Annotated in this window: 3 protein-coding genes; 1 reads left to right on the top strand and 2 read right to left on the bottom strand. The window is 74.8% G+C overall.

Going from position 1 to position 14,501, the window contains the following annotated elements:
• Positions 1–30: 30 nt before the first annotated feature.
• On the bottom strand, positions 31–1,479 hold the full coding sequence (locus EDD40_RS04425) for an aspartate aminotransferase family protein (protein ID WP_123741750.1): 1,449 nt from the start codon (positions 1,477–1,479) through the stop codon (positions 31–33).
• Position 1,480: 1 nt separating this feature from the next.
• Positions 1,481–1,855 carry a YybH family protein gene (locus EDD40_RS04420; protein WP_123741749.1) on the bottom strand — a complete coding sequence of 125 codons (375 nt, stop codon included), beginning with the start codon at positions 1,853–1,855 and terminating at the stop codon, positions 1,481–1,483.
• 196 nt (positions 1,856–2,051) lie between these two features.
• Between EDD40_RS04420 and EDD40_RS04415 the strand changes: the two genes are divergently transcribed.
• The gene (locus EDD40_RS04415; RefSeq protein ID WP_211348081.1) at positions 2,052–14,498 is read left to right on the top strand and encodes a type I polyketide synthase; all 12,447 of its coding nucleotides are present in this window, start codon (positions 2,052–2,054) and stop codon (positions 14,496–14,498) included.
• The last annotated feature ends 3 nt before the right edge of the window (positions 14,499–14,501 follow it).

The following is a 14,501-nucleotide window of genomic DNA, read 5'->3' as shown; positions in this document are numbered from 1 at the left end:
GTCGGGACAGCCGACCCCTGGGGGTGTGGGTCAGCCGGGTAGCAGGGCGAACGGGTTGTCGCGCAGGGCCGTGCACACGGCACGCAGGCCCGTGGCCAGCTGTCCGATCTCCTCGTCGGTGATGAACACCGAAGGTTCGAACCGCAGGGTGTGCGAGGCGCTGGCGGTGGGGAAGACGCGGACGCGGTGGGCGTTGAGCAGGTAGCCCGCCAGCACGTAGCCGAGCAGGCCCTGACCGGCCAGCTCGCCCACCGGGCCCGCGGCACCGGACTGGTCGTGGAACTCCAGGCCCAGCATCAGGCCGCGACCGCGGACGTCGGCGACGACGGTGGGGAAGTCGGCCTGCACCGCGCGCAACGCCGACTCCAGCGCCGCGCCGCGTTCCGCCGCACGTCCGCAGGCGTCGAGTTGCTCGACCAGTTCGACCACCCGTGAACCGATGAGGCAGGAGAACGCGTCCTTGGCGAACGTCGAGCTGTGCAGGAGCTCGAAGTCCGGCACGTACGCCGACTGCCGCATCAGCGTCACCGCCGACTTGGCGATGCCGCCGCCCAGCGCCTTGGCCAGCAGCACGTAGTCGCCGAGCAGCCCGATGTGCGACGAGGCGAAGAAGGCGCCCGTGCGGCCGACACCGGTCTGGATCTCGTCCACCACGACGGGGAAGCCACCGGCGTCGGCCGCGGCGCGGATGTCGGCCGCGACCCCGGTGTCCAGGACGTGGATGCCGCCCTCGCCCTGGATCGGCTCGACGAAGAACGCGGCGATCACGGGCAGGTCGCGTTCGACCAGTCCGCCGTCCTGGACGTCGAGCAGCGTGACGCGGCACGCCTCGACCTCCTTGGCGACCTCGCCCCCGGAGACGAACCTCGCCTGCACGGCCAGCGTCCGGAACGGCAGCCGGTAGCCCGCGTTGTGGGTGAGCTGGACGCTGCTCGCCAGCTTGCCGTGGAAGGACCCCTCCAGGGTCAGGAACACCGGGGGCGCGTCGTACCGGTCCTCGTTGTGCTCGCGCACCCGCTCGGCCAGCTCGGCGGGCGCGTCGGCCAGGTGCGCCTCGATCTCCTCCCGCAGCGCCGCCACCCGCGCACCGCGGGCCATCTCGGCGTGCTTGAGGGCGACCTCGACGGCTTCCGCGCCGGTGCTGGCGAAGATCGCCGAGTAGGGCTCATCGGTGTCGAACTCCCGCCACAGCACGCGGTTGAGCGCCAGGGCCAGGTCGTTGGCGTAGGGGTGGTAGGAGAACTGGGCGTGCACCGGGACCTGCCGTCGCAGCACCTCCTGGGCGTGCTTCACGATCTCCGGGTGGTTGTGGCCCAGCACCAGCGAACCGTAGCCGCCGACGAAGTCCACCACCGGCACCTCGTCACCGGACGGCCGGCGCCACCACAGCGTGTCCGCTTCGCCGCGCACGTACTCGGCGTCCAGCCCCAGCTGGGACAACAGGCCGCCCAAGTGCGCCTCGGCCAGTCGCGGCTCCATGTCAGTTGTCGCCGAACGGGTTGTCGATGGCGTAGCGCCACTTGCCGTCCGGGCCCTTGCGCAGCACGTCGAGGCCCGTCCCGGACAGCGGCTCCTCGCCCTCGATGTCGAACGACCAGTCGACCACCAGCAGCGCTGTGTCCCCGGTCACGTACGACTCCTTGAGCTCGGCGCGCATCACCGGCCGCTTGGCCATGAGCTCCTTCACGGCCTGCGCGTGCTCGGCGCCGCTGACGGCCTGCTCCTGGTCCCACACCGACGCCGCGTCCTCGGTGTAGAGCGACAGGACGGCGTCGGCGTCGCCCGCGTTCATCGCGCTGACGTACAACGCGGTCATCTTCGTGGCGTCCTCGGGCAGCGGGAATTTCGTGGTCATGGGGACCAGTCCTTTCCTGGGCTCAGTCGGTTCCGGGGTAGCTCGGAATGGCGTGACCGACGTTAACCAGGACTCGGTCACGGGTCGGTAATTCGCTGACCGGAGAACGTCCGCCTACCGCTTCATGACTGCGCGGGCGGAATTACTCGGTAGAACCGGAGATCGGAAAACCATCCCGCTCGCGAAGGGCTTGTCGATGACGAACCTGGACGACACGGTCGCGGTGGTCGGTGTGTCCTGCCGGCTGCCCGGCGCGACCGACCCGGCCGCGTTCTGGCGGCTGCTGCGCGACGGCCGGGACGCGGTGACGGAGGTGCCCGCGGACCGATGGGAGACCCTGTCGCCGGAGACCAAGGCGGCGCGGGGCGCGCGGTACGGCGCGTTCCTGGACGCGGTCGGCGACTTCGACGCCGGGTTCTTCGGCATCTCCCCGCGCGAGGCCGCCGCCACCGACCCGCAGCAGCGGCTGGTGCTGGAGCTGGCGTGGGAGGCGTTGGAGGACGCCGGGATCGTGCCGGGCTCGTTGGCCGGCACGGCGGCGTCGGTGTTCGTCGGCTCGCTGCGCGACGACTACGCCGGGCTGGTGCTCGGGCGCGGCGCCATCACCCAGCACACCAACACCGGCACGCACCGCGGCATCATCGCCAACCGGGTGTCCTACGCGCTGGACCTGCGCGGGCCCAGCGTCGTGGTGGACACCGCGCAATCGTCGTCGCTGGTCGCGGTGCACCTCGCGGCGGAGAGCGTGCGCAACGGCGAGTCGCCGCTGGCGCTGGCGGCGGGCGTGAACCTGAACATCCTCGCCGAGGGCGCGCTGGGCGCGGACAAGTTCGGCGGTCTGTCGCCGGACGGCCGGTGCTTCACCTTCGACGCGCGGGCCAACGGGTACGTGCGCGGCGAGGGCGCGGCGGTGCTGGTGCTCAAGCCGGTGCGCGCCGCCCTGGCCGACGGCGACGACGTGTACGCGGTGATCCGGGGCAGCGCGGTCAACAACGACGGCGCGACGCCGGGCCTGACCGTGCCGCGGCCCGCGGCGCAGGCGGCGGTGGTGCGGGCCGCGCAGCGGCGAGCGGGGGTGGACGCCGACGCGGTGCAGTACGTGGAGCTGCACGGCACCGGCACGCCGGTCGGCGACCCGATCGAGGCGGCGGGGTTGGGCGAGGCGTTCGCCGGTCGGGCCGAACCGCTGCCGGTGGGGTCGGTGAAGACGAACATCGGGCACCTGGAGGGGGCGGCGGGCATCGTCGGCCTGCTGAAGTCGGTGCTGGCCATCCGGCACCGCGAACTGCCCGCGAGCCTGAACTTCGACACGCCCAACCCCGAGGCGCGGCTGGAGGAGCGCAACCTGGCCGTCCACACCGGCCACGGGGGCTGGCCCCACCCGGACCGGCCGCTGGTGGCCGGCGTGAGCTCGTTCGGCATGGGCGGCACGAACTGCCACGTGGTCGTCGCCGAACCGCCTGCCCCGCAGGCCGCGCCTGACGTCACCGGGACGTCCTCGCCCGCGGTCGTCCCGGTGTCCGGCCGCACGCCCGAGGCGCTGCGCGCGCACGCCGCCCTCCTCAAGGAGACCGAGGGCGAGCCGCGTGACCTCGGCTGGTCCCTCGCCACCACGCGCACGACGTTCGAGCACCGGGCGGTGGTGGTCGCGTCCGACCGCGCCTCCCTCGACGCCGGCCTGGACGCCGTCGCGGCGGGCGTGCCCGCGCCGAACGTCGTCAGCGGCCCCGTCGCGGACGGCACGCTCGGCGTCGTCTTCACCGGCCAGGGCGCGCAGCGCCCCGACATGGGCACCCGGCTCCACCACGCGTTCCCGGTGTACGCGGAGGCGTTCGACGAGGTCTGCGCGCACCTCGACCCGGGGCTGCGCGACGTCATCACCTCGGGCGAGGGCCTGGACGACACCGCCTGGACCCAGCCCGCCCTGTTCGCCGTCGAGGTGGCCGCCTACCGGCTCGCCGAGTCCTGGGGCCTCGTGCCGGGGGTCGTGCTGGGCCACTCCATCGGCGAGATCGCCGCCGCGCACGTCGCCGGCGTGCTGTCCCTGCCCGACGCCTGCGCCCTGGTGAGCGCGCGCGGCAGGTTGATGGGCGCGCTGCCCGCCGGTGGCGCGATGGTCGCGGTCGAGGCGGCCGAGGAGGAACTGGACCTGCCGGACGGCGTCGCGCTCGCCGCGGTCAACGGTCCGCGTGCGGTCGTGCTGTCGGGACGCGAGGACGCCGTCCTGGCCTACGCGAGGAGTTCGGGCCACCGCACGAAGCAGCTCACCGTGAGCCACGCGTTCCACTCGCCGCTGATGGACCCGATGCTCGACGAGTTCCGGGACGTCGTGCGCGGTCTCACGTTCCACCAGCCGGCCATCCCGGTGGTGTCGACCGTGCGCCCCGACGCCGACCTCGCCGACCCCGAGCACTGGGTTCGCCAGGTCCGCGAACCCGTCCGGTTCCTCCAGGCCGTGCGGGCGCTGGAAGTCGCCACGCTGGTCGAGGCGGGGCCGGACGGCGTGTGCTCGGCGATGGCGGCCGACGCGGGCGTGCGCGCGTTCCCGATGATGCGCAGGGGCCACGACGAGGTGACCACGGCGCTGACCGCGTTCGCCGCCGCCCACACGCGCGGCGTGCCCGTCGACTGGTCCGCCCTGCCCGCCGGGCGGCGCGTGAAGCTGCCCACCTACCCGTTCCAGCGCGAACGGCACTGGCTGGCCGAGGAGGCGAAGCCGGTCCGGGTCGAGCGGTCGGCGGACGTCGCGGACCTGGTGCTGCGCCACGTCGCCGCCGTGCTCGGCGCGGACCCCGGCAAGGTCGACCCGCGCCGCCCGTTCCGCGACCTGGGGTTCGACTCGCTGATGGGCGTGGAGTTGCGGGAGGGCCTGGCCGTCGCGACCGGCCGCGCCCTGCCCACCGGCCTGCTGTTCGAGCACCCCACGCCACAAGCCGTGATCGCGTACCTCCGAGAGGACGACGACGTCACCGAGGAGGTGTTCGAGCAGCGGCAGCAGCACGACGAGCCGATCGCGATCGTCGGCATGGCGTGCCGCTTCCCGGGCGGCGTGGAGTCGCCGGAGGACCTGTGGCGGCTGGTCGCCGAGGGCCGGGACGCGATCGGCCCGTTCCCGACCGACCGCGGCTGGTCGGGCGACCTGTACCACCCCGACCCGGACCGCTCCGGCACCAGCTACGTGCGGGAGGGCGGCTTCCTGGCCGGAGCGGGCGAGTTCGACCCGGCGTTCTTCGGCATCTCGCCGCGCGAGGCGCTGGCCATGGACCCGCAGCAGCGGTTGCTGCTCCAGACGGCGTGGGAGGCCGTCGAACGGGCGGGCGTCGACCCGGAGTCGTTGCGCGGCAGCCGGACCGGCGTGTTCGTCGGCGGCACGGCGGCCGACTACGGGCCGCGCATGCACGAGGCGTCCGACCAGGCCGAGGGCCACGTGCTGACCGGCGCGACGCCGAGCGTGATGTCGGGCCGCATCGCCTACCAGCTCGGGCTGATCGGACCCGCGCTCACCGTGGACACGGCGTGCTCGTCGTCCCTGGTGGCCCTGCACCTGGCGGTGCGGTCGCTGCGCAGCGGCGAGTCCGGCGCGGCCATCGCGGGCGGTGTCACGGTCATGGCCACGCCCGGCATGTTCCTGGAGTTCTCCCGCCAGCACGGCCTCGCCGCCGACGCGCGCTGCAAGTCCTTCTCCGCCGACGCGGACGGCACGGCGTGGGCCGAGGGCGTCGGCATGGTCATGCTGGAACGGCTGTCCGACGCCCGCCGCAACGGTCGCCGGGTGCTGGCGGTCATCCGGGGCAGCGCGATCAACTCCGACGGCGCGTCCAACGGCCTCACCGCCCCCAACGGCCGCTCGCAGCAGCGCGTGATCCGGCAGGCGCTGGCCGACGCCGGGCTCGCCGCCGAGGACGTCGACCTGGTGGAGGCCCACGGCACCGGCACGTCGTTGGGCGACCCGATCGAGGCCGAGGCCATCCTCGCCACCTACGGCCGAGACCGCGACGAGCCGCTTCGGCTGGGATCGCTCAAGTCCAACATCGGCCACGCGCAGGCGGCGGCCGGCGTCGGCGGCGTGATCAAGCTGGTGCAGGCGATGCGGCACGGCGTCATGCCGCGCACCCTGCACGTCGGCGAGCCCACGCCGAAAGTCGACTGGACGGCGGGCAAGGTCGAGCTGCTGGCCGACGCGCGCGAGTGGCCCGAGCCCCGCCGGGCCGGCATCTCGTCGTTCGGCATCAGCGGCACCAACGCGCACCTGGTGCTGGAGCAGGGCGACGTCCACGAGCCGACGCGTGCCGAGGTGACCGCGCCCGTGCCGTGGGTGTTCAGCGGCCGGGACGCCGAAGCCGCCGTCGCCGGCACGGACCGGGTCCGTGGCCGGACCGACGTCGCCGAAGTGGCCCGCGCGCTGGCCGACCGCACGCGCTTCGACCACCGGGCCGTGCTGGTCGGCGTCACGCCCGAGGACTTCGCCACCGCCGCGCCGCTCACCGGTCGCGCGGTCCCGGACGGCCGCACGGCGGTGCTGTTCACCGGCCAGGGCGCGCAACGCGCGGGCATGGGACGCGAGCTGCACGAGACGTTCCCGGTGTTCGCCCGCGCCCTGGACGAGGTCGTGGACGCCTTCGCGCCGCACCTGGACGTGCCGCTGAAGGACCTGATGTTCGGCGACCGCCCGGAGCTGCACGAGACCCGCTGCACCCAGCCGGCCCTGTTCGCCTTCGAGACCGCCTTGTTCCGGCTGGCCGAGCACCACGGCCTCACCCCCGACCTGGTGGCCGGTCACTCCATCGGCGAGCTGGTCGCCGCCCACGTCGCGGGTGTGCTCACGCTCGACGACGCGGCCAGGCTGGTGGCCGCACGCGGCCGGCTCATGCAGGCGGCCCGGCGCGGCGGCGTGATGGTCTCCGTGCAGGCGGCCGAGGCCGACCTCGGGGAGTTGCCGGAGGGTGTGGCGCTCGCGGCCGTCAACAGCCCGACCTCGCTGGTGCTCGCGGGCGACGAGGCGGCTGTCACGGCGTTCGCGAACCGGTTCCCGCGGGCTCGCGGGCTCAAGGTCAGCCACGCGTTCCACTCCCCGCACATGGACGACGTGCTGGACGAGTTCCGCGCGGTCGCCGCGACGGTCACCCACCACGAGGCGCGCATCCCGGTCATCTCCAGCGTGACCGGCGCGCCGCTGGTCCCCGACGCCGACCACTGGACGCGCCAGATCCGCGGCACGGTCCGCTTCCTGGACGCCGTGCGCGGCCTGGAGGAGCACGGCGCGACGGTGTTCGTGGAGGTCGGCCCGGACGCGGTGCTGGCGCCGCTCGCGCAGGCCGCCGGCGTCACAGCGGTGTCGCTGGGGCGCGCGAACCGGCCCGAGGCGGCGACGGCGGTGTGGGGCATGGCCCACGCGCACGCCCACGGCGCGCCGCTGGACGTGGCCTCGTTCGTGCCCGGCGCGGACCGCGCGGACGACGTGCCGACCTACCCGTTCCGCCGCGACCACTACTGGCTGACGGCCCAGCCCCGCGCCGCCGGCCTGGTCACCACGGCGGTCGAGCTGGCCGAACGGGAGGAGGTCGTGCTCACCGGCGAGGTGTCGCTGACGGCCCAGCCGTGGCTGGCCGGTCACGTCGTCAACGGCTCGGTGCTGGTGCCCGGCACGGCGTTCCTGGAGCTGGCGCTGGCGGCGGGGGAGCGGGTCGGCCTGCCGCGCGTCGAGGACCTGACCTTGGAGGCGCCGCTGGTGGTGCCGGCGACGGGATCGGTGCCGGTGCAGGTCACCGTGCGGGAGGGCCGGTTCGCCGTGCACTCGCGCCAGGACGCCTGGCAGCGGCACGCCTCCGGCACGCTCACCGACGCCGCCACCGCGCCTGAGCCGTTCCCGTGGCCCCCCGAGGTCGACGAAGAGCCGATCGGCGATGCCTACGACCGCCTGGCGGCTCTCGGGTACGACTACGGCGACCCGTTCCGCGGCTTGCGCGCGATGTGGCGCGACGGCGACACGACCTACGCCGAGGTCGCGATCACCGCGCCGGCCAGGGGTTTCGCGGTCCACCCGGCGCTGCTGGACGCCGTGCTGCACCCACTCGTGCTCGAACCGGCCGGGGAAGGACGCATCAGGCTGCCGTTCGCGTGGAGCGGGGTGGAGCTGGACGCGGCCGGCGCGACCCGGCTGCGGGTCCGCATCACGCCCGCCGGCGGCGACACGTTCGCCGTGGACGTGGCCGACACGGCGGGCGTGCCGTTGGGGCGCATCGACGGCATCACGTTGCGCGCCGTCGCCAAGGACGCCCTCGCGGGCAGTTCCACGTTCGCCGTGGCCTGGACCGAGGTCACCGGGGACGAGCCGGTGGGTGACCTGGTGGTCGTGCCGCCGGCCGGGACCGACGACCCGCGAGTGGCCGTGCGCCGGGCGTTGGGGTTGGTGAAGGACTGGCTCGCGGAGGAGCACGACCCCGGCGACCGGTTGGTGTTCCACACCCGGCGGGCGGTCGCGGCCGAGCCCGGCGAGCCGGTGGACGACCTCGCCAACGCCGCCGTGTGGGGTCTGGCGCGGGTCGTGCAGTCCGAGCACCCGGACCGCGTCGTCGTGGTGGACGCCGAGGACGCCGACGCGGTGCCCGCCGCCGTGGCGACCGGTGAGCCGCAGGTCGCCGTGCGGGACGGCCGGTTCCTCGTGCCGCGCCTGATCCGGACCGGGCTGGGCGAGCCCGTGCGGCTGCACGGCACGGTGCTCGTCACCGGCGGCACGGGCGGGCTCGGCGCGCTCATCGCCCGGCACCTGCACGACCGGCACGGCGTGCGCGACCTGCTGCTGATCAGCCGGCGCGGCTTGGACGCCCCCGGCGCGCGGGACCTGGCCGAGGAGCTGGGCGCGCGGGTCGCCGCGGTGGACGTGGCCGACCGTGAGGCGTTGGCCGAGCTGCTGGCCGGTGAGCGGATCACCGCCGTCGTCCACGCCGCCGGTGTCCTGGACGACGCGACCACGACGGCGTTGACCGACGAGCAGGTGGACCGGGTCCTGGCGCCCAAGGCGCTCGCGGCCCGCCACCTGCACGAACTGGTCGGCGACGTCGAGGCGTTCGTGCTGTTCTCCTCGATCTCCGGCGTGCTCGGCACGGCGGGCCAGGGCAACTACGCCGCCGCCAACACCTACCTGGACGCCCTGGCCGCGCACCGCCGCGCGCAGGGCCTGCCCGCGGTGTCGCTGGCCTGGGGCCTGTGGGACGCGGGCATGGGCGAGACGCTGGGCGAGGCCGACCTGGCCCGCTGGGCACGCGTCGGTGTCGCGCCGCTCGACCCGAAGCGCGGCCTGGCGCTGTTCGACCGCGCGCTCGCGGGCGACGCGGGCCTGCTCGTCCCCGCCGCGCTGGAGCCGTCCCGGGTGGACGGCGACGTGCCACCGCCGTTGCGCGGTCTGGTGAAGCGGCGGGCCGCCAAGACCGTGTCGACCACGTTGACCGAGGCGAACGCGCTGGACCTGGTGCGCTCGCTGGCCGCCGCCGCGCTCGGCCACGCCGACGGCAGCCCGATCGACCCGGAGAAGGCGTTCCGGGACCAGGGCTTCGACTCGCTGGCGGGCGTCGACCTGCGCAACCGGCTCATCGCGGCCACCGGGCGCAAACTGCCCACGACGCTGGTCTTCGACCACCCCACGCCGACCGCGCTGGCCGCGTTCCTCGTGGCGGGCAACCGGAAGACCGGGCAGAAGGTCCCGGCCCGCGCGGACGAGCCGATCGCGATCGTCGGCATGGCGTGCCGCTTCCCGGGCGGGGTGCGGTCGCCGGAGGACCTGTGGCGGCTGGTCGCCGAGGGCCGTGACGCGATCTCGGGCTTCCCGACCAACCGGGGCTGGGACGTCGACGCGCTGTACGACCCGGACCCGGAGAAGCTGGGCGCCACCTACACCCGGCACGGCGGGTTCCTGCACGACGCGGACCTGTTCGACGCGGCCTTCTTCGGCATGGCGCCGCGTGAGGCCCTGGCGACCGACCCCCAGCAGCGGTTGCTGCTGGAGACGGCGTGGGAGGCGTTCGAGGACGCGGGCATCGACCCGGCGACCCTGCGCGGCAGCCGGTCCGGCGTGTTCACCGGCGTGATGTACGACGACTACGCCTCACGCCTGGCCGAGACGCCCGCCGAGGTCGAGGGCTTCCTGCTGGCGGGCAACACCTCCAGCGTGATCTCCGGGCGGCTCGCCTACACCTACGGCCTGGAGGGCCCGGCGATCACGGTCGACACGGCGTGCTCGTCGTCGCTGGTGGCGCTGCACCTGGCGGCGCAGGCGCTGCGCCACGGCGAGTGCGACCTGGCCCTGGCGGGCGGCGTCACGGTGATGGCCGGGCCGAGCACGTTCGTCGAGTTCTCCCGCCAGCGCGGGCTGTCGGCCGATGGCCGCTGCAAGTCGTTCTCCGCCGACGCGGACGGCACCGGCTGGTCCGAGGGCGTCGGCCTGCTGGTGGTCGAACGGCTCTCCGACGCGCGCAAGCGCGGCCACCGCGTGCTGGCGGTCGTGCGCGGCTCGGCGGTGAACTCCGACGGCGCGTCCAACGGCCTCACCGCGCCCAACGGTCCGGCTCAGGAACGGGTGATCCAGGCCGCGCTCTCGGCCGCCCGGCTGTCGGCGGCGGACGTGGACCTGGTCGAGGCGCACGGCACCGGGACGAAGCTGGGCGACCCGATCGAAGCGCAGGCGCTGCTGGCCACCTACGGCCAGGACCGCGAGGAGCCGCTGTGGCTGGGGTCGCTGAAGTCGAACATCGGTCACGCGCAGGCGGCGGCCGGCGTGGGCGGGATCATCAAGGTCGTGCAGGCGATGCGGCACGGCGTGATGCCGCGCACCCTGCACGTCGGCGAGCCGTCGCCGCACGTCGACTGGTCCTCCGGCGCGGTGGAGCTGCTGACCGAGCCCCGCGAGTGGCGTGCGGGGCGTCCGCGTCGGGCCGCGGTGTCGTCGTTCGGCATCAGCGGCACCAACGCGCACGTCGTGCTCGAACAGGGTCCGGAGCCCGCGCCGGCGGACCGCGTCACGCCCGGGGCGGTGCCGTGGGTGTTGTCGGCCCGGGACGACGAGGCGTTGCGCGCCCAGGCCGCGGCCCTGCACGCCCACCTGGCCGAGCACCCCGACCTGAACCCGGCCGACGTCGGCCTCACCCTGTCCCGCCGGGCGCTGCTCGACCGCCGCGCGGTGGTCGTCGGCCCTGACGCCCTGCTCGGCGACCTCGCGATCGGCGACGGCGAGGGGCGCGGCCGGACCGCGTTCCTGTTCACCGGTCAGGGCAGTCAGCGGGTCGGCATGGGACGGGAGCTGTACGAGACCTCTCCGGTGTTCCGGCAGGCGTTGGACGACACCTGCGCGCACCTGGACCCGGTGCTGGACCGCCCGCTCAAGGCGGTGCTGTTCGCCGAGCCCGACTCGGCCGACTCGGCGCTGCTCGGGCAGACCGCGTTCACCCAGGCCGCGCTGTTCGCGGTCGAGGTCGCGCTGTACCGGTTCGTCGAGCACCACGGCGTGCGCCCGGACTACCTGTTCGGCCACTCGGTCGGCGAGGTGGCCGCCGCGCACGTCGCCGGCGTCCTGGACCTCGCCGACGCCTGCGCGCTGGTCGCCGCGCGCGGCCGGGCCATGCAGTCCGCGCGCGACGACGGGGCGATGGCCGCGATCGAGGCGACCGAGGACGAGGTGCGCGCGTCACTGCACGGCGTCCTGGCGGTGGCCGCGCTGAACGCGCCCCGCTCGACCGTCGTGTCCGGTGACGAGGCGGCGGTGGCCCGGGCGGTCGCGGAGTGGTCGGCCAAGGGGCGCCGCACCCGCAGGCTGCCGGTGAGCCACGCGTTCCACTCGCCGCACATGGACGACGTGCTGGACGCGTTCCGCGCCGACTTGGCCGACGTGGTGTTCCGCGAGCCGTCGATCACCGTGGTCTCCGACATCACCGGCGAGGTCGCGACCGTCGAGCAGTTGCGGTCGCCGGAGTACTGGGTGCGCCACATCCGGGAGGCGGTGCGCTTCCTGGACGGCGTGCGCACCCTGGAACGGCTCGGCGTCACGGAGTTCGTGGAGCTCGGGCCGGACGGGGTGCTGACCGCGTTGACCCGGCAGTGCCTGGAGCGCGAGCCGGGCTCGGCGGTGACGGTGCTGCGGGCCGGCCGGCCCGAGCCGGCACACGCGTTGTCGGCGCTGGGCGTCCTGCACACCCGCGGCATCCCGGTGACGTGGGACTTCGGCGACGCCCGGCCGGTGCCCCTGCCGACGTACCGGTTCCAGGGCCGCCGGTTCTGGCTCGAGGCCTCACGCACGACCCGGTCGGCGGGCGCGCTGGGCCTGTCCGACCCCGGGCACCCGCTGCTCGGCGCGGCGGTCGAGCTCAGCGGTGGCGACGCGGTGGTGCTCACCGGCCGCGTTTCGGGCAGCGGTTGGCTCGCCGACCACCGGGTGCGGGACGACGTGCTGCTGCCGGGGGCCGCGTTCGCCGAACTGGCGCTCGCCGCCGGCGCGTACACGGGCCACCCCCACCTGGCCGAGCTGACGTTGTCGACGCCGCTGGTGCTCGGCAGCGCTCAGCTCCAGGTCGCGGTCGGCGCGCCTGAATCCGGTCGTCGTCCGGTCACGATCCACTCGCGGCCGGATGCCGACTCGCCGTGGGAGCAGCACGCCACCGGCGTGGTGACCGAGGAGTCGCCCGCGGCCGGCGCGTTCTCCTGGCCGGCCGACGCCTCGCCGATCGACCTCACGGGCGTCTACGAGCGGCTGGCCGTGCACGGCTACGGGTACGGGCCGGCGTTCCGGGGGCTGAAGGCGTTGTGGCGCGACGGTGACGACCTGCTCGCCGAACTGGTCCCGCAGGAGGGCGGTGGTTTCCTGGTGCACCCGGCGGTGCTCGACGCCGCCCTGCACGCCCTGCTGCCCGGAGTGGCGGACGACGACGCGCCCGCAGTGCTGCCCTTCGCGTGGAGCGGAGTGACGGCGCACTCCACCGCGCCCGCCGTCCGCGCGCGGTTGAGCCGACGCGGTTCGTCGGTGTCGCTGGTGTTGGCCGACGCGGCGGGACGGCCGGTGCTGACCGTCGACGAGTTGGCGCTGCGGCCGTTGGGCGGCCGGGTGCCCCGCGACGGGCTGCACGCGCTGACCTGGCGGTCGGTGACCGTACCCGACGACCTGCCGCCACACGGCCTGACCGTGCACCGGGTGCCGGAGCTGGCCGCGCGTGAAGCGGTCCAGCACACGCTCGACGTGCTGCGCCGGGCCGACCGGCCGCTCGCGGTCGTGGTGCGGGACGGGCTGGAGCACGCGGCCGTGCGCGGCCTGGTGCGCAGTGCGCAGGCCGAGCAGCCCGGCCGGTTCGTGCTGGTCACCGCGGAGGACGACGCCTTGCTGGACGTCGCCTTGCGGCTGGGCGAACCCGAGGTCGCGGTGCGCGGCGGTGAGGTGCTGGTGCCCCGGCTGGCCCGCACCCCGTCGGCCGACCGCCCGGTGGACTGGGGCGGCGGACCGGTGCTGATCACCGGTGCGACCGGCGCGTTGGGCGCGGTCCTGGCCCGGCACCTGGTCACGGCGCACGGCGTGGCGGAACTCGTGCTGCTGAGCCGGCGTGGACCGGACGCGCCGGGCGCGGACCGGTTGGTCGCCGAGTTGGACGCGAAGGTGCACCTGGTAGCGTGCGACGCGGCCGACCGTGACGCGCTGGCCGCTGTGGTGGAGCGGTACCGGCCGACGGCCGTCGTGCACACGGCGGGCGTGGTGGACGACGGCACGCTCACCGGGCTCACCGCCGAGCAGGTGGACCGGGTGCTGCGCCCCAAGGTCGACGCCGCCCGGCACCTGCACGAGCTGGCCGGTGACGTGTCGGCGTTCGTGCTCTACTCGTCGGTCGCCGGGCTGCTGGGCACCGCCGGTCAGGCCAACTACGCGGCGGGCAACAGCTACCTGGACGCGCTGGCCGAGCACCGGCACGCGCTGGGCCTGCCCGCGACGTCCCTGGCCTGGGGCCTGTGGGAGACCGAGAGCGAGCTGTCCGGCGGTCTGTCCGAAGTGGACCTCCGGAGGTTGGCTCGGTCCGGTTTGTCGCCGTTGGGCGCGGACGAGGCGATGGAGCTGTTCGACGCCGCCTTGGCGCACGGCGCGCCGGTGCTGGCCGTGACCCGGTTCGACCAAGCGGCGCTGCGAGGTCGGGACGATCTGCCCGCCGTCCTGCGGGACGTGGTCCGGGTCCGCAAGGCCGCCCCGGCTCCGGCCGTTCCCGCCACGGCGGACTTGGACCTGTCGGCGGTCGTGCGGACCCAGGTGGCGGCCGTGCTGGGGCACGACGACCCGGACGCGATCGATCCCCGGCGGGCGTTCACCGAGCTGGGCTTCGACTCGCTGACCGCCGTCGAGCTGCGCAACCGGCTCGGCGCGGCCACCGGGCTGACCCTGCCGACGACGGTGGTGTTCGACCACCCGAGCCCGGACGCGCTGGCCGAGCACCTGCGGTCGCTGACGACCGCAGCAGAGGAATCCCTGGTGGACCGCCTGGAAGCGGCGGTGCGCGCGGGCGAGTTCGACGACACCGCGCTGGACCGGCTGCGCGCCCTGCTCGGCGCGGGCCCCGCACTGGACCCCGACCTCGACTCCGCTGACGACGACGCGTTGTTCGCGCTGGTCGACGAGCTGGACTAGGAG

This window comes from Saccharothrix texasensis, assembly GCF_003752005.1.
In the GTDB taxonomy this organism is placed as follows: domain Bacteria; phylum Actinomycetota; class Actinomycetes; order Mycobacteriales; family Pseudonocardiaceae; genus Actinosynnema; species Actinosynnema texasense.
The sequence above is the reverse complement of the archived record's forward strand: the minus strand, read 5'-3'. Positions and strand labels throughout refer to the sequence as shown.

Bases quoted from the DNA above. Each gene is read 5' to 3' on its own strand.
- EDD40_RS04425 (WP_123741750.1), bottom strand. From the start codon at position 1,479: ATGGAGCCGCGACTGGCCGAGGCGCACTTGGGCGGCCTGTTGTCCCAG.
- EDD40_RS04415 (WP_211348081.1), top strand. From the start codon at position 2,052: ATGACGAACCTGGACGACACGGTCGCGGTGGTCGGTGTGTCCTGCCGG.
- EDD40_RS04420 (WP_123741749.1), bottom strand. From the start codon at position 1,855: ATGACCACGAAATTCCCGCTGCCCGAGGACGCCACGAAGATGACCGCG.